This window comes from Nonomuraea sp. NPDC049750 (assembly GCF_040659625.1).
GTDB lineage: Bacteria > Actinomycetota > Actinomycetes > Streptosporangiales > Streptosporangiaceae > Nonomuraea.
Map to the genome: position 1 here is coordinate 16,413 of NZ_JBFANB010000035.1, position 20,564 is coordinate 36,976.

18 protein-coding genes are annotated in these 20,564 nt (G+C 69.7%); 9 read left to right on the top strand and 9 right to left on the bottom strand.

From position 1 onward, the window contains the following. Positions 1-56: 56 nt before the first annotated feature. From AB0J16_RS49750 to AB0J16_RS49780, 7 genes are all read left to right on the top strand, one after another. Positions 57-1,265 (top strand): FAD-binding oxidoreductase, encoded by a 1,209-nt coding sequence (locus AB0J16_RS49750; RefSeq protein ID WP_358553352.1) that lies wholly within the window; start codon positions 57-59, stop codon positions 1,263-1,265. Then, positions 1,262-4,405 (top strand): amino acid adenylation domain-containing protein, encoded by a 3,144-nt coding sequence (locus AB0J16_RS49755; RefSeq protein ID WP_358553354.1) that lies wholly within the window; start codon positions 1,262-1,264, stop codon positions 4,403-4,405. The genes AB0J16_RS49750 and AB0J16_RS49755 overlap by 4 nt, the downstream gene beginning before the upstream one ends. 2 nt (positions 4,406-4,407) lie before the next feature. After that, a complete protein-coding gene (locus tag AB0J16_RS49760) occupies positions 4,408-5,391 on the top strand; it encodes an aldo/keto reductase (protein ID WP_358553356.1) in 984 nt (327 codons plus the stop codon). Then, entirely contained in the window at positions 5,388-6,116 is a 729-nt protein-coding gene (locus AB0J16_RS49765) for a hypothetical protein (protein WP_358553358.1), read from the top strand. The genes AB0J16_RS49760 and AB0J16_RS49765 overlap by 4 nt, the downstream gene beginning before the upstream one ends. Before the next feature lie 12 nt (positions 6,117-6,128). Further along, on the top strand, positions 6,129-6,977 hold the full coding sequence (locus tag AB0J16_RS49770; protein ID WP_358553360.1) for a family 3 encapsulin nanocompartment shell protein: 849 nt from the start codon (positions 6,129-6,131) through the stop codon (positions 6,975-6,977). A 341-nt stretch (positions 6,978-7,318) separates the two neighbouring features. Then, positions 7,319-8,866: an AMP-binding protein gene (locus AB0J16_RS49775; RefSeq protein ID WP_358553362.1), complete on the top strand. Its 1,548-nt coding sequence runs from the start codon at positions 7,319-7,321 to the stop codon at positions 8,864-8,866. Position 8,867: 1 nt separating this feature from the next. Then, a complete protein-coding gene (locus AB0J16_RS49780; protein WP_358553364.1) occupies positions 8,868-10,274 on the top strand; it encodes a DHA2 family efflux MFS transporter permease subunit in 1,407 nt (468 codons plus the stop codon). Between the two features lie 106 nt (positions 10,275-10,380). Here AB0J16_RS49780 and AB0J16_RS49785 read toward each other — a convergent pair whose 3' ends face one another. After that, on the bottom strand, positions 10,381-11,175 hold the full coding sequence (locus tag AB0J16_RS49785) for a carbon-nitrogen hydrolase family protein (protein ID WP_358553367.1): 795 nt from the start codon (positions 11,173-11,175) through the stop codon (positions 10,381-10,383). 10 nt (positions 11,176-11,185) lie between these two features. After that, on the bottom strand, positions 11,186-11,935 hold the full coding sequence (locus AB0J16_RS49790; protein ID WP_358553369.1) for an aldolase/citrate lyase family protein: 750 nt from the start codon (positions 11,933-11,935) through the stop codon (positions 11,186-11,188). Between the two features lie 59 nt (positions 11,936-11,994). On the opposite strand from AB0J16_RS49790, the gene AB0J16_RS49795 reads away from it, so the two are divergent. Then, a complete protein-coding gene (locus AB0J16_RS49795; protein WP_357951292.1) occupies positions 11,995-12,675 on the top strand; it encodes a GntR family transcriptional regulator in 681 nt (226 codons plus the stop codon). 20 nt (positions 12,676-12,695) lie between these two features. Here AB0J16_RS49795 and AB0J16_RS49800 read toward each other — a convergent pair whose 3' ends face one another. Genes AB0J16_RS49800 through AB0J16_RS49820 form a run of 5 tightly spaced genes read right to left on the bottom strand, consistent with a single transcriptional unit; the run spans position 12,696 to position 18,619 of the window. Beyond that, positions 12,696-14,342 (bottom strand): ABC transporter ATP-binding protein, encoded by a 1,647-nt coding sequence (locus AB0J16_RS49800; RefSeq protein ID WP_358553371.1) that lies wholly within the window; start codon positions 14,340-14,342, stop codon positions 12,696-12,698. Positions 14,343-14,368: 26 nt separating this feature from the next. Continuing rightward, entirely contained in the window at positions 14,369-15,166 is a 798-nt protein-coding gene (locus AB0J16_RS49805) for a creatininase family protein (protein WP_358553373.1), read from the bottom strand. A gap of 47 nt (positions 15,167-15,213) precedes the next feature. After that, complete coding sequence (locus AB0J16_RS49810) at positions 15,214-16,083, bottom strand: ABC transporter permease (protein WP_358553375.1); 870 nt, start codon at positions 16,081-16,083, stop codon at positions 15,214-15,216. A gap of 2 nt (positions 16,084-16,085) precedes the next feature. Beyond that, complete coding sequence (locus AB0J16_RS49815; protein WP_358553377.1) at positions 16,086-17,030, bottom strand: ABC transporter permease; 945 nt, start codon at positions 17,028-17,030, stop codon at positions 16,086-16,088. Next, positions 17,027-18,619 carry an ABC transporter substrate-binding protein gene (locus AB0J16_RS49820; RefSeq protein WP_358553379.1) on the bottom strand — a complete coding sequence of 531 codons (1,593 nt, stop codon included), beginning with the start codon at positions 18,617-18,619 and terminating at the stop codon, positions 17,027-17,029. The genes AB0J16_RS49815 and AB0J16_RS49820 overlap by 4 nt, the downstream gene beginning before the upstream one ends. 40 nt (positions 18,620-18,659) lie before the next feature. Here AB0J16_RS49820 and AB0J16_RS49825 point away from each other — a divergent pair, with 40 nt between their 5' ends. Continuing rightward, positions 18,660-19,244 carry a glycoside hydrolase family 2 TIM barrel-domain containing protein gene (locus AB0J16_RS49825; protein WP_358553381.1) on the top strand — a complete coding sequence of 195 codons (585 nt, stop codon included), beginning with the start codon at positions 18,660-18,662 and terminating at the stop codon, positions 19,242-19,244. A gap of 11 nt (positions 19,245-19,255) precedes the next feature. Here the strand turns inward: AB0J16_RS49825 and AB0J16_RS49830 are convergent, their stop codons facing one another. Together AB0J16_RS49830 and AB0J16_RS49835 are read right to left on the bottom strand one after the other, a co-directional pair. Continuing rightward, entirely contained in the window at positions 19,256-20,143 is an 888-nt protein-coding gene (locus AB0J16_RS49830) for an ACT domain-containing protein (RefSeq protein WP_358553383.1), read from the bottom strand. Positions 20,144-20,308: 165 nt separating this feature from the next. Further along, complete coding sequence (locus tag AB0J16_RS49835) at positions 20,309-20,512, bottom strand: cold-shock protein (RefSeq protein WP_086663560.1); 204 nt, start codon at positions 20,510-20,512, stop codon at positions 20,309-20,311. Positions 20,513-20,564: the final 52 nt, after the last annotated feature.

Consider the following 20,564-nt stretch of genomic DNA (forward strand, 5'->3'; position numbering starts at 1 on the left):
GTCAGGAAGCCCAGAAAATATTGCGGGTCCGGCCCGAAATATGATCGGTTACGACCGTGAGAAATTTTCTCATCGTGGGCGGCGGGGTGGCCGGCGCGAGCGCGGGATACTTCCTCGCCGAGTTCGGCACCGTGACGCTGCTGGAGATGGAGCACGCTCCCGGCTACCATGCGACCGGACGGTCCGCCGCGCTCTTCTCGGAGTACTTCGGCAACCCGGCCGTACGAGCGCTCACCACGGCGAGCCGGTCGTTCCTCACCACGCCACCGCCCGGTTTCGCGGACGGTCCGCTGCTGACCCCGCGCGGCGTGCTGACGCTGTGTCCCGTAGGCGCGGAGGAGCAGTTCGCCGAGATGCTGGCCGACGGGCTGTCGGCCCCGACTCCGGTCCGTGAGATCGACCACGATGAGGTACACCGGCTCTGCCCGATCGTGCGGTCCGGCTGGTACAGCCACGCCATGCTGAAACCCGGGGCGATGGACATCGACGTGGACGCGCTCCACCAGGGCTTTCTCCGCGGCATTCGGGCGCGTGGCGGCCAGGTGATCACGTCGGCGCGGGTGCGGGGGCTGTCCCGGCGGGACGGGCTCTGGCACGCGGCGACCGACGCGGGCGAGTTCGCCGCGCCGATCGTGGTCAACGCGGCCGGGGCGTGGGCCGACGAAGTGGCCGGGCTCGCCGGGGTCCGGCTCATCGGCCTGCGGCCGCTACGGCGCACCGCCTTCCTCACCGACCTGCCCGAAGACGCCGACCTGCCTCAAGACGCTGGCCTGTCCGAAGACGCCGGCCTCCCCCACGGCGTCGGCGCGGCGCGGTGGCCGATGGTCACCGACGTGGCGGACACCTTCTACTTCAAGCCCGAGTCGGGACGCCTGCTCGTCTCACCCGCCGACACGACCCCCATGCCGCCCGGTGACGTCCGTCCCGACGACCTCGACGTCGCGATCGGCGTGGAGCGATTACAGCGGGCCACCACGTTGGAGATCCGCAGCGTCAGGCACGCGTGGGCCGGCCTGCGCAGTGTGGTGGCGGACGACACGCCCGTGGTGGGCGAGGCCCCGGACGCGCCGGGCTTCGTCTGGATGGCCGCGCTGGGCGGTTACGGCGTGCAGACCGCGCCCGCCGTCGGCCGGATCGCCGCCGCGGCGGCGACGCGCACCCCGCCGGACGTCGCCTACGACCACCTCTCACCGGAACGCACTCATCTGGAACGGCATGGAACGCCTACGAGTAGGGCGGCATTCCTAACGGAGAGGTGGAAATGACCGGACAGCCGACCGGCAACGACCAGGAAGGGTCCGAGGGGCAGCAATCAGCCCCTTCCCCATTATCGATCGAATCCCAGAGCTTCGCCGGCCGAGCGGTCGACTTCGGGGCGTTCCGCCCGATCTCCGCGCTGATCGAGGAGCAGACCGACCGCCGTCCCGAGCGCCCGGCGGTGTCGTTCGAGGGCCGGATGCTCACCTATCGGCAGCTGGACGAGCTGGTGAACGGCCTGGCGGCCACGCTGACCGGGCACGGTGTGGGCAAGGGCGACGTGGTCGCGGTCCTGCTGGTCAACTCCCTGGAACTGCCGGTCACGTATCTGGCGCTGATGAAGCTGGGCGCGGCGTTCGTACCGCTGGACCCCTCGTGGCCGGAGGACCGGATCCGCGGCACCTTCGGGGTGCTGCCGGGCGGGCCGATCCTGTGCGCCACCGCAGACGCGCTGCCACGGGAGTTACGGCACCGCGCGGTCACCGTCGAGGTCGACCGGATCGTCCCGTCGCCCCGGCGCCCGGCGGTGCCGGTCGGCCCCGATGACCTGATCTACGGCTATTTCACCTCGGGCACCACGGGCACGCCGAAGTGCGCGATGAACCGGCACGCGGGGCTGACCAACCGGTTTCGCTTCATGACGCGCTACTTCACCGCGACGGGCGCGGACGTCGTCCTGCAGAACAGCAGGCACACCTCCGACTCCTCGCTCTGGCAGCTGTTCTGGCCGCTGACCACGGGCGGTCACACCGTGCTGCCCGTACAGGAAGAGTTCCTCAACCTGCGGCACACCATCGACCTGATCGCCGAGTACGGCATCACGACCGCGGACTTCGTCTCCAGCGTCTTCAACGCGCTGGTGGCCATCGTGGACAGCGACGAGCAGGCGCTCCGGAAGCTGTCCTCGCTGCGGCGGCTCGTCGTCGGCAGCGAGGCGGTCAACCCGCGCGCGGTGCACCGGCTGATGGCGCTGCTGCCGGGCCTGCGGGTGACCAACGGCTACGGGCCGACAGAGGCGTCCATCGGGATGGTCTTCCATCCCGTGTCCGCGGCGGACGGGGACACGATTCCGCTGGGCCGCCCGATCGACAACTGTTACGCCGTGGTGGTCGGCGACGACCTGCGCCCGGTGCCGGCCGGCACCACCGGCGAGCTGGCCATCGGCGGCGAGTGCCTCGGCGAGGGGTACTTGGGCGACGCGGCGGCCACCGCCAAGGCGTTCGTCCCCAACCCGTTCCCGGAGATCATCCCCGGCCCCCGGCTCTACCTCACCGGCGATCTCGGTCATCTGGACCACGAGGGCCGGCTGTTCTTCTCCGGGCGCAAGGACTTCCAGGTCAAGATCCGCGGCGTCCGGATCGAGCTGGGCGAGATCGAGGTGGCCGCCGAGAAGTGCCCCGGGGTCCGGCAGGCGGAGGTCCTGGTGGCCGAGCAGCGCGGTACGAAGGCGCTGGCGCTGTTCGTCTCCGGCGCCGGTCTCACCGAGGCGGCGCTCAGCGGGCACCTACGCCGCACTCTGCCCAGGACCAGCATGCCCCGCTACTTCTTCCTGCTGCCGGAGATGCCGCTGAACGACAACGGCAAGGTCGACCGCGGCCGGCTCCAGGCGGTCCTCGACGGCAGACTGGCCGAGGACACCGCCCGGCTGGCCGAGAGCGCGCCGACCACGAACCTGGCCGACCAGGTCCTGCGGGCGCTGCGCTCGGCGCTCGGCCGGCCCGGACTGACGGGCGACACGCACTTCGCGGAGGCGGGCGGCGACTCCATCCAGGCCCTGTCCGTCGTGCACATGATCACCGCGGAGTGCGGTGTGCGCGTCGACGTCAAGGATCTGTACGACCACCCGACCGCGAACGAGCTGACGCCCCTGATCGAGGCCCGGCGGCGCGACGGCGTGGCCATCGAGGACGAGTCCGTGCTCATGGCCCACGACTCGACGGTGCCGGAGGGCGAGCCCATCCGGCCCGCCGACCGGTCGGGCAGGCTGCGGACCGTGCTGGTCACCGGGGCGACCGGCTTCGTCGGCAGCCGCCTGGTCCATGAGCTGCTGGCCCGTACCGACCTGCGGGTTCGCTGCCTCGCGCGGGCCGCCGACGACACCGGCGCGACCGCGCGGGTCGTCGGCGCGCTGCTGGAGCGGGGTCTGTGGGAGCCGCGGTTCGCCGACCGGCTGGAGGGGTACGCGGGCGACCTGGCGTTACCGGGCCTCGGGCTGACCGCCCGGACCTGGGAGCACCTGGCGCGTACGTGTGACCTGGTGCTCCACAACGGCGCACTGGTGAACTTCCTGTTCGACTATCGCGCCCATCGTCAGGTCAACGTGCGCGGCACCATCGAGCTGGTCCGGCTCGCGATGGCCTACCGGCCGGTGCCGGTGCACTATGTCTCGACGCTCGGGGCGCTCCAGGACGAGGCGCTGCGGCACGACGACCGCCTGCCGGAGGACTACGAGCCGGCCCTCGCCAGGACGCCCGCCGGCGGGTACGGCCGGTCCAAGTGGATCGCCGAACGCTACCTCGCCGAGGCCCGGCGCCGCGGCGCGCTGGTCACCATCCTGCGGCTCGGCGAGGTGATGCCGAGCGCCGACAACGGATACCCGAATCCGGTGGCCTTCACCCATCTGCTGCTGTCGGCCTTCCTGCGGCTGGGCGTCATGCCCGAGGTCGCCACGCGCTCCGACTACACCCCGGTCGACTATGTGGCGGCCCGCGTGGCGGCGGCGGTGTGCGACGACGGCGCCTGGGGCCGTACGCTGCACATCTTCCGCGCGGAGAGCGTCAGCTTCGACGACGTCCTGCCGCGCGCCGGCGCGGTCATCGCGCCGATCCCGTGCGGGGACTTCGTGACGCTGGTCCGTGAGGCGGGGCGGGCCACCTCCGATCGCGAGCTGGCCATCCTCGCGTCCCTCCTGCCCGCTCCGGAGGGCACGAGCGAGGACCGGCTGAAGCGGGCCTTCGCCGGCCTGCTGACCGACAACCCCGCGCTGTTCCGAAAGGACGAATGCCGCCGGCTGGAGCAGCGCTGGCAGCTCGACGACGACGGCCTGGACGGCTCGATCACCGCGTACCACGCCCGGCTGACGAGCGGGAGCGGGGACGGCCGCGCGGTGAAGGGACGCCCGCTGATCACCACGCGACAGAGAGGCTAGGGATGCGACACCGCAAGATGGGGAACCTCGGCTGGGCGGTCAGCGAGGTCGGATACGGCATGTGGGGCATCGGCGGCGGCCCCGGCAACTTCACCGGCTGGGACTACGACCTCGCCCCGCGCTGCCTCGACGAGGCCGTGGCGCTGGGCTGCGACTTCTTCGACACGGCCTGGGTGTACGGCCGGGGCGTCAGCGAGCAGATGCTCGGCGCGCTGCTGCGCCGCCATCCCGACCGGAAGCTGTACGTCGCCACGAAGATCCCCCCGAAGAACCGCGAATGGCCGCCGGGACCGGACGACACCCTCGACGACGCCTACCCCGCGGACCACATCAGGGAGTACACCCATCGCAGCCTGGACAACCTCGGGGTGTCGCGCATCGACCTGATGCAGTTCCACACCTGGGAGGACCGCTGGGCGGCCGACGAACGCTGGCAGGAGGCGATCATCGACCTCAAGCGTGAGGGGGTCATCGACGCGGTCGGCATCAGCGTCAACCGGTGGGAGCCGGCCAACTGCTTCGCCGCGCTCGACACCGGCCTCATCGACGTCATCCAGGTGATCTACAACATCTTCGACCAGGCGCCCGAGGACGAGCTGTTCGACCGCGCGCTGCGCGACGGCATCGGGATCATCGCCCGCGTACCGTTCGACGAGGGCACCCTCACCGGCACGCTGAGCGCCGACAGCACCTGGCCGGAGGAGGACTGGCGCAGCACGTACTTCTGCGCGGAGAACCTCGGGCCGAGCGTCGAACGGGTCGAACGCCTCAAGGCGGCTCTCCCCGAGGGCACCTCGCTGCCCGAGCTCGCCCTGCGCTTCATCCTCAACCACCCGGCGGTCAGCACGGTGATCCCGGGCATGCGCAAACCCGCTCACGTACGGGCGAACTTCTCGGTCAGCGACGGCCGGCCGCTCGACGACGCGCTGCTCCAGGAGCTCCGCCGGCATCGCTGGGACCGCGTCCCGGCCTGGTGGTCCGGGTGAACCCGCTGATCGTCATGTGGGCGCACTCCCGCTCGGCCTCGACGGCGTTCCTGCGCATGATGATCGAGCGCGGCGATGTGGCCGTCCTGCACGAGCCGTTCCTCGCCCTGACGGAGGAGGGCGCGGTGCCGCTCCCATCGCCGTCACCGGACGGAGGCCGGGCGGTGGCGCGCTCGGAGAAGGAGCTCCTCATCGGCCTCAGGGAGCTGGCCCGCGTGCGGCCGGTGTTCGTCAAGGAGGTCCTCGACTACGACTACGGCTATCTCTTCGACCATCCCGAGGAACTCGCCGGGATCGTCCACACCTTCATCGTCCGCGATCCCAAGCCGACCATCAGCTCGCACTACGCGATCAAACCAGCCGTGACCTGCGCGGAGATCGGCTACGAAAGGCTGTACCGGCTGTTCGAGCTGGCCTGGTCGGCGACCGGGCGCAGGCCGCTCGTCATCCGCACGGAGCGGCTGGTCGCGGAGCCGGCGAAGGTGGCCGAGGTCTTCTGCGCGTACGCCGGTCTGCCCTTCCTCGCGGACGCGCTCACCTGGGACTCCGGAGAGCGGCCCGAGTGGCGGCGGACCCGCCGGTGGCATCTCGACGCGATCGGCAGCGCCGGCTTCGAGGACCGCCGCAACACCTACCCGGACACCGTCGACAACCACTCCGCCCTGAGGGCCTTCTACGACCACCATCTGCCCTTCTACCAGCGGCTCATCCAGCACGACTTCTGACCGGGAGGCCCCATGTCAACGGACACCGCCCCAGCCCCCACCACCGTGAAGCAGTCCCCGGGCCAGGCGTTCGCGCGGGCGTTCGCGGCCGACCCGGGCCGCGCCGAGGTGACCTTCGACTACACCATCACCGAGGCACACGAGCCGACCAAGGACAGACCACGGCTGACCGTACGGAACCTGCTCAAGGTCCGCCCCACCGACGACACCGCCCGGTTCTGGACGGAGTCCCGGCCCACCGCGGAAGAGCAGAAGGCGGTACGCGGCTCCGACGTCCGCCGGGAGGCGGCCTTCAGGTTCGGCATGAGCGAGGCGGGGGTGCACCCGATCCGGGCGTGGGTGCAGATCCCCGACGGGCTGGCCGACGACCCGGACGCGCTGGCCACCTTCCTCGACTACCGATTACTGGTACGGCTCGCCACCGCCGAGAACCTGGCCCTGACCAACGCCCTGCTCGACCACCCGGAGATCGCCCGGCTCCCCTACGACACCGACTACGTCACCGGAGTCCTGACGGCCTGCGACGAGGTCGAGCAGTCGGGCGCCACCCCGCACGCGATGATCATCAACCCGAACGACTACTACCACCGGCTCGTCGGCCGCAACGGCCTGCTGGCCGACCTGGCGGCGGGCAACGGCATGAAGATCAGCCGCAACCGGTGGATCAGCCCGGGGTCCGCCCTCGTCGGCGACATCTCGGTGGCGGCCCGGCTCCTGGACGCTCGCCACTCGGTGATCCGGGTGGCCGAACCGCCGCCGGGCACGTTCGCCCGGCCTGGTGTGGCCGTGTGTGCGGAGGTGTACGAGGGGGTGGCGGTCCATCTGCCGGCTCTGTTCTACCTCGTCACTCCTGCGTCGTGACCATGGTCCCCCTTCGTCCCCCAACCGTCTCGGCTCCTGTGACGGTCCGTGGTGGCTGGGGTCTCTGGGGACAGATACCCCCTCCGGGGGAGCAGAAGAACACGGCGCATCGTGGCGGAGGCACTCCGGGGGAGCAAAAGGGCGGCCTCTCCGGGGAGGATAAAACCCGTAGGCGATGAATTGCGGTAAATGCCGTACGTTGAATTTCGTGCGGAACAGCAGACGAGGGCGTCCGCGGGGCGCCTGATGGAAGGCGGGCGAGCGTGACGGACACACATGAGGAATATCGGCGCAACGGTTGGTGGCGAAGCGCGACTTTCCTGGATGACCTTCGGCATCATGTGACGGATTTTCCCGACAAGCCTGCACTTATCAGTCGGCGCGTCGCCGATGGCCAAACCGACGTCGTCAGCTACGCCGAGCTCGACCGGCTGACCGACCGGATCGCCCACGGCCTGATCCGGCTGGGCGTACGGCCGGGAGACTACATCGCCGTCCAGTTACCCAATCGCCGCGAGATGCTGCCCCTGACGCTGGCCTGCATCAAGATCGGCGCGCGGATCGCACCGCAGTTCCCCATCTACCGGCATCGCGAGCTCGACTTCATGATCCGGCTGACCGAGGCGCGCGTCTTCATCACCGTGAACCGCCTCGGTGACCTGCCGACCGCGGAGACCGCGATGACGCTCGCAAGCGAGATCCCGGCCCTGGAGCACGTCGTCGTCCTCGGCGGCGACGGCCCGGCCGGGTCCCTCGGGTTCGAGGAGCACCTCCTCGACCCCGAACCCGGTGACCCTGCGGAGCTGGCCGGGCGCGCGCTGGGTCCGGACGATCCGTTCCTCATTCTGTTCACCTCGGGGACGACCGGAGAGCCCAAAGGCGCGCTGCACAGCCAGAACACCCTGCATGCCGCCATCCGCGGCTACGGGGACGCGTACGGCTTGGACGACAGCCTGGTCATCATGACGGCGCAGACCTCCATGCACTATGTGGGCCTGGTGATGACGTACCTGCAGGCGTTGATGCTGGGCGGCACCGCGGTCACGGCCGACCTCTGGAACCCCGGCGTCTACCTCGACCTCATGGCCGAGCACGGCGTCACGATGTATTACGGCACACCGCCCTTCGCCCGGGAGATCAGCGAGGAGCAGGAGGCCAACCCACGGAAGATCCCCACTCTGCGGATCTTCGTGTCCGGCTCGGCGCCCGTCCCACCGCACCTGGTGGAGCAGGTGAGCGAGATCCTCGGCGTACGGGTGTACGCGCTGTGGGGCATGACCGAGAACGGCGGCGTCACCATGACCCGGCCCGAAGACCCGCCGGAGCGGGCCGGAGAGAGCGACGGCACCGTCGTGGCCGGCATGCAGGCGCGCATCGTCGATGAGGAGAACAAGCCGGTCCCGGTCGGCGAGATCGGCGCGTTGCAGGTACGCGGCGCGGCCCAATGCCTCGGCTATTACCGGCGCGACGAGATCTACGCCAAGTCGGTCACGCCGGACGGCTGGTTCGACACCGGCGACCTCGCCCGCGACGACGGGTACGGCGGCGTGCGCATCTCCGGCCGGACCAAGGACATCATCATCGCCAACATGTGTCTCAAGCTGCCGGTGAGCGACATCGAAGCGCTGCTGGGCAGGCACCCCGCCGTCCGCGACATCGCGCTCATCGGCATCCCGGATCCGAAGCTGGTCGAGCTGGTCTGCGCCGTCGTGACGCCGACGGACGAACCACCCACGCTGGAGGATCTGCGGACGCACCTGGAGAAAGCAGGCGTGAACAGCTGGTTCTGGCCCGAACGCCTCGAAGTCGTCGAGGCCATGCCACGGACCGTCACGGGCAAGATCCGAAAGGTCGAGCTCCGCGAGCGGTTCGGCGCGGCGTCCGGCTGAGGTGCGCGGATCCCGGGCGCTCCCCCTGGCGGTGCTGTGCGGGAGCGCCTTTCTCGGTGCGATCGACGTACAGCTGGCCAACATCGCCTTTCCCGACATGCTCCGCAGCTTTCCGAGCAGCGGGCTGCCCGAACTCTCGTGGGTGTTCAACGGTTACGCGATCACGTTCACGGCGGCGCTGCTGCCGGCGGGCGGCCTGGCGGACCGGTTCGGCTATCGGCGGGTGTTCCTCGCCGGGCTGACGGTGTTCGTGGTCGGCGCCGCCCTGTGCGCGGTCGCCCCCTCGGCCGGCATCCTGATCGCGGCCAGGGTGGTGCAGGGTGTGGGCGGCGGCGTGATCACCCCGCTGACGCTCGCGCTGATCCTGCCGTACTACCCGCCGGAACGGCGCGGCACGGCGATCGGTCTGTGGAGCGCGACGCAGTCGGTGGCGACCGCGTCCGGGCCCTCGCTCGGCGGCCTCCTGGTCGCCGTCTGGGACTGGCGCACGGTGTTCTTCCTCCACCTGCCGGTCGGGCTCGTCGTGCTGTTCGGCGCGTGGCGGACCCTGGCGCGGACGCCGCCGTCCGCCCCGTCGCGGATGCCGGACATCGTGGGCCTGGTCCTGCTGGTGGCGGCCATCGGCCTGCCCTCACTGGCCATCGTGCAGAGTGACGCGTGGGGGCCGGGCAGCCCGGGTACGATCCTCGCCCTCGTCGCCGGTGTCCTCGTCGGCGTGGTCTTCGTCCGGCGGGCGCGCTCGCATCCCGCTCCCATCGTGGACCTGAAGATCCTCCGGGCACGGGGCACCCAGCGGGCCAACCTCGCGATGTTCCTGCTCGGGCTGGTGATGTTCGCCCTGCCGCTGGCCAACATCCTGTTCCTCACCAAGATCTGGGGGTACTCCGAGGCCCAGGCCGGGCTCGCCGTCACTCCCGGCGCGGTCGTACAGGTCCTCACCGCGCCGCTCGCCGGCCGGCTGGCGGCGAAGACCGGGCACCGCAGGCTGGCGTTGGGCGGGGTGGTGCTGCTCTCGCTCGCCACCGGCTACCTGGCGCTCGCGGCCGGGGGCGGTCAGGCGTACCTCACGGTGGTCCTGCCCGCGGTCGTCGCCACCGGTATGGGCATCGCCGTGCTGGTCAACGCGCTCAGCGGTGCCGCCGTCGCCGAGATTCCGCCCGCCCGGCTGGCCACCGGCACCGCCATGTCCGTCACCTCGCGCGCCTGTGGAGCGGTCATCGGCGTCTCCGCGCTCGTCCTGGTGCTGTCGGGGGATCGGCTCGGCTCGACCGCCGCGTACCACGGCGTCTGGGCGACCATGCTCGGGCTCTGCGCCCTCATCGCCATCGCCGCCTCGGGGCTGCGCAGCCCCGAAGCACCCGCCACGGCGGACGCCGGCCGGCACGAACCCGGCTCGAAGACGCCGTGACGGACGCCGCCCCTCAGGTGGGCGGCGTCCCTCCGGCGCGCGGCGCCCCCTCAGGCGCTGTCCCTCAGGCGCTGTCCCTCAGACGCCGGTCCTCAGGTGCCGGTCCTCAGGCGGGGACGACCTCGAAGCGGCGGTTGGTCAGGCTGGGGTTCTTGGCGCGTACGGTCTTCACCCGCTCCGCGCCGATGACCGCGGACGCCACTCCCGGAGCCTCGCCCGCCGAGGCCGCTATCTGGCCCATCGGGTCCACGACGGAGCTGTGACCGGTGTAGTTCGGGCCGGTCTGCCCGCAGGCGATCACGTAGGCGGTGTTCTCGATCGCGCGAGCGCGGGCCAGCGTGATCCAGTGATCCTCCTTGGCGGGCCCGGCGACCCACGCGGCGGGTACGACGAGCGCCTCGGCCCCGGCGTCGACCAGGAACCGGGCCATCTCGGGAAAGCGGAGGTCGTAGCAGGTCATGACGCCGAAGGTCAGGTCGCCCAGGGTGAAGATCAGCGGCTCGGGCTTGTGCGCCTGGACCCGGTCGGACTCGCGGTAGCCGAAGGCGTCGTAGAGGTGGACCTTGCGGTAGACGCCCACGAGGTCGCCACCGGAGTCCACGGCGATCACGGTGTTACTGGGCTTGCCGGACCCTCCCCCCGGCGCCTCGGTCATGCCGGCGACGACGGCGATGCCGTGCTGCTTCGCCAGCGCGCCGATCGTGGTCACGAAGGGGCCGTCAAGGGGTTCGGTCTCCGAGACGATGTCGGCCGTGACGTCCGAGTTGGAGTACATGGCGTTCTCCGGCAGGACGATGAGCTGGGAGCCCTGGGCCGCCGCCTGCTCGATCAGTGCGGTGGCCGCTTCCAGGTTGGCGGACTTGTCGGTGGTGGCGCCGAACTGGCCGACGGTGACGAGCATGCTGTGTCTCCTAACGATTGCGGGTGAGTTCGCGGGTCTGGTCGAGAGCGGCCCGGAAACCGGCCATGATGGCGCCGTGCTCCATGGTCAGGACGAGTTGGTCGGCGCCGTTCTCCAGCGCGAACGCCTTCTCCTCCGCCGACCACGCGGGCAGCACCCAGGGCTTGCCGGCGGCGCGGGCCGCGTCCGCCACGATCTTGAGGTCGGCGAAATCGCCTGCCGACCGGCTGTAGGCGCCGCGCTCCCGGCGCAGGGACAGGTCGCTGGGGCCGACGAAGACGCCGTCGACCGTGGGGAGCGCGAGGATGTCGGCGATCTGCTCCAGGGCGCCGACGTCCTCGATCATGGGGTAGACGCGGGTCTCGCGGTCCTGCCGGGCGGTCCACTCGTCGTCGAAGCCGCCATAGCGCGTCGTACGGCCGCCCGCGAAACTCCGGTCGCCCAGCGGCGGGAACTTTCCGAACGCGCAGATGGCGGCCGCGTGCGCGACGCCCTCGATGTGGGGCACGACGACGGCGGTGGCGCCGAAGTCGAGGGCCTGCTGGATCGGGCCCCGCTCCGGCCCCAGGACCTTGGCCAGCACCTCCAGGTCGAGAGCGCGCAGGAACGGGATATAGCGTTCCAGATCGGCCAGATCGAACGAGCCGTGTTCGATGTCGAGGACCACCGCCCCGTAACCCAGGTCCGCCACGATCTCGGCCGCGGCGAAGCTCGGACCGGACAGCCAGGCGGCGTATCTCCGGTCTTGCTGGTCCTGCAATGGATACTCCTAACAGAAATTGGTATACGCTGTGTATACACATGAACATGGGGGGTGGCATGGATTGGGAACCGGACAGGGTTCCGGCGACGACGGCCGGTGAGCGTGCTTACCGGTGGACGAGGGAGGCGATCCTCGGTGGCCGGTTTCCTGAGGGTTCCTTCCTGGAGGAGAAGCTGGTCTGCGACGAAGCCGGCGTGTCGCGGACTCCCGTCCGGGAGGCGTTCCACCGTCTGGCGGCCGAGAAGTACATCGACCTGCAGCCCAGGCGCGGCGCCCAGGTGCGCAGCGTCACGGCCGGCGAGCTGTTCGAGACCTACGAGATGCGGCAGGTGCTCGAAATCCACGGTTTCCGGATCCTGTGCGAGACGAAGACCGACATCCCGGCGGGCCTGTCCGCGCACCTGGACCTGATGGAGGAGCCCTCGACGCTGGCGCGGTGCCGGGCCGGCGACCGCGACGCGATCGCCGAGCACGCGAAGATGGATTTCTTCTTCCACTACTCGTTTGTGAAGGCGACGGGCAACACCGTCCTGACCGACCTGTTCACCAGCCTCCAGCCGCGCCACCAGCGGATCGGGGTCAGCGCGATCTCGCTGCGGCCCAACCGGCTGGCGGTCATCGGCCCGGAGCACCGCGCCCTGCTCGCGGCGCTGACCGAGCACGACTTCGAGGCCGCCGAACGCACGCTGCGCAACCATCTGCGCCCCGACGAGTCGGTGGTCTCCCGCCTGAAGTGAACACCCGATAGACAGCTCGATCACTTCGCCATGGCCCGCCACAGCTCGCGGCGCTCGGCCTGCTCGACGGGATCGGGCACCGGCGCCGCCGCGACGAGCCGCTTGGTGTAGTCGGTCTGCGGCTCGTTCAGCACCTCGCGAGCCGGGCCGTGCTCGACCAGCCGCCCGTGCTGCAGGACGGCGACGTCGTGCGCGAGCAGTTCGACGACGCCGAGGTCATGGCTGATGAACAGGCAGGAGAACCCGAGCCTGTCCTGCAACTCCTGGAACAACCGCAGGACGGTGGCCTGCACCGACACGTCCAGCGCCGAGGTGGGCTCGTCGGCGATCAGCAACTCGGGCTCCAGCGCCAGCGCGCGGGCGATCCCGACGCGCTGCCGCTGACCGCCCGACAGCTCGTGCGGAAACCGGTCGGCCCAGCTCTTGGGCAGCTCCACCTGTTCCAGCAGGTCCAGCACCCGCGCGCGTACGGCGGCGCGACCGGCGTACCGATTGATGATCATCGGTGCCGCGATCGAGTCGCCGATCGACCGGCGCGGGTCGAGCGAGGAGCCGGGGTCCTGGAAGACCATCGAGTACGTCCGGCGGAAGTCGCGCAGTTGCCCGGCCTTGAGCCCCGTCACCTCGCGCCCGCAGATCTCGATCGCGCCCGCAGAGGCCCGCGCCAGCCCGACGATCGCCCGGCCGATCGTGGACTTGCCCGAGCCGGACTCCCCCACGAGACCGAGGACCTTCCCCTTCTCGATGGCGAAGCTGACGCCGTGCACCGCTTTGAAGCCCTTGCGACCGAGGCGGCCCGGGTACTCGACCTCGAGATCGATGACCCGCAGCGTCATGCCATCAGCGGGCGCGGCCGTGGCGCGGGCCGCTTCCGCCTGCCCGCGCCGGGGCACCGCGGCCAGCAGCTTGCGGGTGTACTCGTGGCGGGGGTCGGCGAACAGCCGGGCGACCGGCGCCTCCTCCACGACCTCGCCCTGCTTCATCACCACGACCCGGTCGGCCAGGTCGGCCACCACTCCCATGTCATGGGTGATGACGATGACCGCCGAGCCGAGGTCCTTCTGCAGGCGGCGCAGGAGCTCCAGGATCTCCGCCTGCACGGTGACGTCGAGGGCGGTGGTCGGCTCGTCGGCGATGATGACCTCCGGCGAGCCGGAGATCGCCATGGCGATCATCGCGCGCTGCCGCTGACCGCCGGACAGCTGGTGCGGGTAGCTGTCGATCCGCGACTCCGGCTCCGGGATGCCGACCTTGCGCAGCAGTTCCAGGGTCCGCGAGCGGGCCTCGGCGACGGGCAGGCGCTCGTGGCACTGGATGGCTTCGATGATCTGTTCGCCGATGGTGTAGACGGGGTTCAGCGCGGTCATCGGCTCCTGGAAGATCATCGCGATCCGCTTGCCCCGGATGGCGCGCAGCGGCTCCTCGCCGAGGCCGATCAGCTCGGTGTCGCCGAACCGGATGCTCCCGCGACGCCGCGCGTTCGGCGCCAGCAGCCCGAGCACCGACATCGAGCTGACCGACTTGCCCGAGCCGGACTCCCCGACCAGCGCCACCACCTCGCCCTTGGCGACCGAGAAGCTGACGTCCTTCACGGCGGAGGTCCATTCGCCCGCGATCTGGAAGTCCACCGAGAGCTGCTCGACCGAGAGGATCGTGTCGGTTGTCATGTGTCTCCCCAAATGCTCATGCAGGGCTACTCGGCTTTGGTGTTGCGGTCGTACTCCTGGATGTAGGCGGAGCAGAAACCGATGACCCGCTCGATCCAGATCTCGCCGATCTTGGCGTCGCCGAGGCTCACGTCGCCGGTGCATCCGGTCTCGCTCACCTCGGAGAAGTCCCAGAAGACGGTCCCGCGTACGGTCTGGCCGGGGATCGCCGTCTCCAGGTAGCTCGTCGGCGTCCAGCCGCTGCCGGACGCCAGGCCGCCGGGGACGGCCAGCTCACTGCGCACCTGCTCGGGGAACATCGCGAGCATCGCGGAGTGCTCGGGCTCGGCGCCGTGTCCGTACGCCGTGGCGGGGTCCTCGTAGACGTCGCGCATGAGCGCGTAGCCGAGCTGCCACGGGTACAGGTGCCCGATCAGCACGCCGAGGTCGCGGCGCGCGTCAAGGGCGGCGCCGGTGACGGGCCCGACGTTGCCGCCGTTGTTGTCGACGATGATGATGCGCCGGAATCCGGACTGGACCAGCGCTTCGATGATCTCGTACGTGACGTTGCGCAGGGTCGTCTGGCTCAAGGAGAGGTTGCCGTTGTAGCCGCGGAAGGTGCCGGAGTGCCCATAGTGGAGGGCCGGGGCGACATAGCACCCGTTCTCCGCCGCCAGCTTGTCGGCGACCCATTCGGCCACGATGGAGTCCTCGTGGATGGGCAGGTGCGGGCCGTGCTGCTCGACGGCGCCGATCGGCAGCAGGATGATCGGGTCCCGTTCCGCCAGCTCCTTGACCTGGGTCCAGGAGAGCTCACCGAGCCTGTGGGTGGAAGGGAGGGTCATGTGGTGGTTCCTTTCGGTTAGTGCCAGGACTCGGTGGGTGCCACGACTCAGCTGGTGCCACGGCGGCGCGGGTCGAGCAGGTCACGCAGGCCGTCCCCGAACACGTTGAGGGCGAGGACGACGAGGATGATGAGCACGGACGGGTAGATCAGCAGCGTCGGCTGGACCTCCAGGAAGTCGCGTCCCGAGCCGACCATCGTGCCCAGCGAGGGCAGCGGCGGCTGCGCGCCGAGGCCGAGGAAGCTCAGTCCGGCCTCCATCTGGATGGCGAAGCTGACCGACAGGCTGAGCTGGACGATGATGGGCGCGGCCACGTTCGGCAGGATCGTGCCGACCAGGATGCCGGCCGGTTTCGCGCCCATGATCTTCGAGGCTTCGACGTACTCCAAATTCCTGATGGACAGCACCTGGGTGTACACGATCCTGGTGAATCTCGGGATGTACAGGACGCCGATCACCAGGACGACGTTCACCAGGGCCGGCCCCAGGATCGCCACCACCGCGATGGCCAGCACGATCGGGGGGAAGCTCAGCAGGACGTCGATGCCGCGCATGATGATCGTCGAGACCCAGCGGCCGACGTACCCGGCCACCAGTCCGAGCGCGACGCCGATGACCGCCGCCACCAGGACCGCGGACAGCGCCACCCCGAGGGAGACCCGCAGCCCGATCAGCAGGCGGGACAGTACGTCGCGGCCGAAGTCGTCGATGCCCAGCGCCGAGCCGGAGGTCAGCGGCTTGCCGACGATGTCGCGGTAGTCGTAGGGCGCGAGGAACGGGGCGAACAGCGCGACGAGCGCGACCAGCAGCAGGAAGGCGCCCGCGACGGACGTCCTGCGGTTGGCCAGCAGCCGCCGCAGGAAGGTCTTCCTGTCGGCGCTCGTGATCGCCGGTGCGCCTGACAGCACAGTGGCCATGATCAGTTGTCCTCCGCCCGGGGGTCGAGTGCCCTGACGACCAGGTCTCCGACCAGGTTGACCAGGATGACGATGGTGGCCGCGGCGAGGACGACGGCCTGGATGACGGGGTAGTCGCGCTGCCCGACGGCGTTCATGAGCAGGGAGCTCATCCCCGGCCAGCCGAAGATGGTCTCCACCAGGACCGTGCTGCCGATCAGCGTCGTCAGCTCCACCGTCGTCACGGAGACCACGGACAGCATCGCCGTACGCAGGGCGTGCCGGTTGATGACGCGTTTCTCCACCAGCCCCTTGGCGCGGGCCGTACGGACGTAGTCGGCGTTGAGGGTCTCCAGCATGGACGCCCTGGTCATCCGGGTGACCACCGCGCACGAGGCCGCCGTCAGCGTGACCACCGGCAGGATGAGGATGTGCAGGTGCGTAAGGGGATCTTCGAACGGCGAGGCGAAGCGCGCCGGCGGCAGGATCGGGATGAGGATGCCGAACACCAGCAGCAGCAGGGTGCCGACCACGAAGACGGGCAGGGAGATCCCGAAGATGGATCCGGCGACCAGCACGTGGTCCGACGGCTTGTCGGCGCGCGTGGCGGCCATCCGGCCCAGGACGATGCCGACCACCAGCGAGACGGCCAGCGCGATCAGGACCAGTTCCAGCGAGTTGCCGATGCGGGAGGGCAGGTCCTGCATCACCGGGCGCCCGCTGATCAGCGAGGTGCCGAGATCGCCCTGGAACAGCCGCGCCCAGAAGCCGATGAACTGCCCGAAGAAGGGCTCGTCGAGGTGCATCGCCAGCCGGGTCTGGGCGATCTGCTGCTCGGTGGCCGCCTCGCCCAGCACCGCCTTGGCGGGATCGCCCGGGATGAGGCGTACCAAGAAGAAGACGATGGTGCCGACGAGGAGCAACTGCAGGATCGCCTGCGCGAACCGCTTGGCCAGGAATCGCCTCACGCCGTCTTCTCCATCCAGGTCCGGCGCAGGGCCGTGGCCGTCCAGGCGCCCTTCGGCGGGTGCTCGTAACCCTTGACGTAGGTGTAGTGAGCCTCGCCCTGCTCGCGGCGGACGGTGTAGGTCATCGGAACCAGCTCCAGCGCCCGCTTCTCGATGTCGAGGTAGATCTCGTCGCGCAGGCTCTGCTCCGAGGTCTTGCGCCCCTGGGCGAGCAGCTCGTCGATCTTGTCGTCCGCGAAGTCGAGGTACTTGGCGAAGGTGCCGGTGCTGCCGATGAAGTCGCCCAGCGACGCGGGGTCGCCGAACTTCGGCGCCGTCCCCCAGGAGTGGACGGGGAAGACCTTGTCGGTCACGCTGGCCCGGAAGGTCAGCCATTCCTGCTGCGTGAGGTTCACGTTCAAGCCGGCTGCGCGCAGGCCCGGCAGCATCGCCTGGGCGGGCCGGGCGATGACCGAGTAGGAACTGGTGGTGACCACCGGCAGGGTCAGGCCCTCCTGCCCGGCCTGTTTCAGCAGGAACCTCGCCTGTTCCGGGTCGTACGGCATGGTGCCGTCGAGCCCGCGCGCGTACGGAGCGAACGTCTCCGACATCAGGGCGCCGTCCATCGGCCTGCCGTGCCCGAGCAGCGCGGTGTCCAGGACCGACCGCCGGTTGATCGACATGGCGATCGCCTTGCGGACCCGCACGTCGTCGAAGGGCCGCTTGCTGGTCACGAACCCGACGAAGCCGAAGCCGAAGGTCTTGTCCGAGGCGAACCGCAGCCGGGGGTTCTCGGAGATGACGCCGACGTGGGTGGCCGGGACATAGTCGATCATGTCCACGGTCGCCGTGCGCAGGGCCATCACGCGGGCGTAGTCGTCGCTCATCGGCTGGAAGACGATGCCGTTGAGGTACGGCAGGCCGGACTCGAAGTAATGCTCGAACCGGACGAAGGTGGTGCTCACTCCCGGAATGCGCTCCACGAACCGGAACGGGCCGGTGCCCATGACCTGCGTCTTGGTGTTCGCCCCCGCCTCGATCCACTTCTTGGAGACGACGTTGGAGGTGGGCGCGGCCAGCGCGAAGGGGAAGGCCACGTCGGGCTGCTTCAGGGTGAAGGTCACGGTCGTGGCGTCGGGCGCCTCGACGGAGGTGACCTGCGTGAGCAGCGGCCCCGATGCCGCCGCGGTCTCCTTGTCCATCATGCGGCGGAAGGAGAAGACCACGTCCTCGGCCGTCATCGGGGAGCCGTCGTGGAAGGTGACTCCTGAGCGGAGCTTGACCTTGTAGGTCAGCTCATCCGCCCAGCCGAACTCGGCCGCGAGGTCCCCGACGATCTCTCCGGCGCCGTTGTACTGCACCAGCCCGTTGTAGGCGAGTTGCCGCAGGTAGTCGGAGGCGCTGCCGGTGCTGAGATGCGGGTCGAGATTGGCCGGGTCCGTGGAGAGACCGAAGTACAGGATTCCGCCCCGGCTCGGGCCACCGCTACCGGCGCGGACCACCTGCATGGATTCGGGCAAGGTCGTGGGATTGCCGCAGGCCGCCAGGGTGGTGGTACCCAGCGCGGCGGCACTGCCTGCGAGAAAGGTCCGCCTGCTGATTACTGCCATGACATCTCCACCTCGTCGGCGCTTGGAGGATGCATCAGGTATGGCCCAGGTATACATGGCGTTTACCTCAAGGGTCAACGGGTTGCGGGCGAGCCGAATGTGCGGTAGGAGCAGGGCAAAAACCGATCTTCAGAAAGGCCTTGATCGCCCCAACTGGCGTCGTCCGGCTTCACCGGCCGGGGACAACCAGCGGCCGACGGCGTCGATGGTGACGCAGTGGCTCGAAGCCGTGCGCCGCGACCTGAGCCATCCGTCGATCGTCGGCTGGTGCCCGCTGAACGAGACCTCGCAGATACTGACAGACCGGATCACCCAGCTCGACGACGTGACGCGAGCGATGTGGCTGGCCACGAAGCTCGCCGACCCGACGCGTCCCGTCCTGGATGTGTCGGGTTACGCGCACCGCGTCGCGGAGACGGACGTCGTGGACTCGCACGACTACGAGCAGGATCCGGCGGTCTTCGCCGCGAACCATGCCGGCCTCGCCTCCCGGCGGCCGTTCATGAACACGAGCCCGGATGGCCCGATGTCCGCTGCCTATCGGGGGCAGCCGTACTTCGTCAGTGAGTACGGCGGCATCTGGTGGGTCGCTGCGGTGACGCGTACACGAGGCAGCCTTGGCTGAGCGGGCGGCGTTCAGTCGGAGTAGCGCCGCTGTCTCACGCTGGCGGCCAGTGCGGCGGCTCTGGCCGCCTCTGTCGGGGTGAACGGCAGAGCGGGGCGGCTGACCAGGAGCGCCCGTTCGGGATGGACGGAAATCACCAGAGTGGTGCCGGACTCGCCGCTGTCGGCGAGGGTGTCTCCGGGGCGTCGCCACTGGACGTCCGGGGCGCGCAGCAGCTCCGCCATCGCATGGGGCAGCTGCTCCGGGTCGTCGCTGACGGCATTGGCCAGGACGAGGGCCTGGACCCCGGGGTCGACCAGGTCTTTGACGTAGGCGCGGACGATGACGATGTCGAGCCCGCCGGCCTTCTCGACCGCCGACCACAGGTCCTTCTCGCTCAGCTGCGTGGGCGCCTCGACGACGAACTCGTCCAGGGCGTCGCAGCCGGACGGAGAGATCGCGCTGCTGCCGGTCGCGGCGATGTGCAGGGCCAGCACGTTGCAGTCCAGCCTGGCGAACGCCGTGGCCAACTCCGCCAGACGGCCCGGCCGGTCGACCACCCGCGTGCGGATGCGCCACAACTTCATCGGCCGGCCTCCTTCGATATCGATCACCTCAGCGGCTTGGCGCTCGGTTCCACATCGTTTGTGGCCTTCGCGGCCCAGGCGTTTGCGGCCCAGGCGTTTGCGGCCGGGTCGTCGGTGGGCCAGGCGTTTGTGGACGAAGGTGCACATAATGAGCCCCGCACCGAGGGTGACCAGCACCGCGGGGCCTGGGGCGGCGTGCCCCATAAGAGTGGCGAACAGGTGGGCCAGACCGACCGCGACGAAGAGCACCGCCAGTTCTACAACCTCACGCTTCCACGAGGCGGCGCCCTGCTCAGGAGTGTGCGCCCGATCTACGTCTTTCGCATCGCTCATGCGGGCAGGATGGCAGTCCGCTGTTTCGCAACCACGCGACGTGCGGTTTCACCGACATTAACCCTCGCCCGGGGCGGCCGGGCTCGCGACACATGCCCTCAATGCGACGAGCCGGGGCCCGCACCTCTTCAGGTGCGAACCCCGGCTCGTCGTGCGTGACTAGCGTCAGGCGGGAACGATGTTCTCGGCCTGCGGGCCCTTCTGGCCCTGCGTGATGTCGAAGCTGACCTTCTGGCCTTCCTGCAGCTCGCGGAAGCCCTGGGCAGCGATGTTGGAGTAGTGGGCGAAGACGTCAGCGCCGCCGCCGTCCTGCTCGATGAAGCCGAAGCCCTTTTCAGAGTTGAACCACTTCACGGTGCCAGTCGCCATGTCGATCTCCTTTAGGTAGGCGCAATAGACAGAACCCGCAGGTCACGGGCCC

What these genes read in the sequence shown, in the direction of transcription:
- AB0J16_RS49835 (WP_086663560.1), bottom strand. Translation starts at nt 20,512, where the DNA reads ATGGCGACTGGCACCGTGAAGTGGTTCAACTCTGAAAAGGGCTTCGGC.
- AB0J16_RS49820 (WP_358553379.1), bottom strand. Translation starts at nt 18,619, where the DNA reads ATGGCAGTAATCAGCAGGCGGACCTTTCTCGCAGGCAGTGCCGCCGCG.
- AB0J16_RS49800 (WP_358553371.1), bottom strand. Translation starts at nt 14,342, where the DNA reads ATGACAACCGACACGATCCTCTCGGTCGAGCAGCTCTCGGTGGACTTC.
- AB0J16_RS49830 (WP_358553383.1), bottom strand. Translation starts at nt 20,143, where the DNA reads ATGAGCGATGCGAAAGACGTAGATCGGGCGCACACTCCTGAGCAGGGC.
- AB0J16_RS49760 (WP_358553356.1), top strand. Translation starts at nt 4,408, where the DNA reads ATGCGACACCGCAAGATGGGGAACCTCGGCTGGGCGGTCAGCGAGGTC.
- AB0J16_RS49810 (WP_358553375.1), bottom strand. Translation starts at nt 16,083, where the DNA reads ATGGCCACTGTGCTGTCAGGCGCACCGGCGATCACGAGCGCCGACAGG.
- AB0J16_RS49755 (WP_358553354.1), top strand. Translation starts at nt 1,262, where the DNA reads ATGACCGGACAGCCGACCGGCAACGACCAGGAAGGGTCCGAGGGGCAG.
- AB0J16_RS49795 (WP_357951292.1), top strand. Translation starts at nt 11,995, where the DNA reads ATGGATTGGGAACCGGACAGGGTTCCGGCGACGACGGCCGGTGAGCGT.
- AB0J16_RS49805 (WP_358553373.1), bottom strand. Translation starts at nt 15,166, where the DNA reads ATGACCCTCCCTTCCACCCACAGGCTCGGTGAGCTCTCCTGGACCCAG.
- AB0J16_RS49770 (WP_358553360.1), top strand. Translation starts at nt 6,129, where the DNA reads ATGTCAACGGACACCGCCCCAGCCCCCACCACCGTGAAGCAGTCCCCG.
- AB0J16_RS49785 (WP_358553367.1), bottom strand. Translation starts at nt 11,175, where the DNA reads ATGCTCGTCACCGTCGGCCAGTTCGGCGCCACCACCGACAAGTCCGCC.
- AB0J16_RS49825 (WP_358553381.1), top strand. Translation starts at nt 18,660, where the DNA reads ATGGCCCAGGTATACATGGCGTTTACCTCAAGGGTCAACGGGTTGCGG.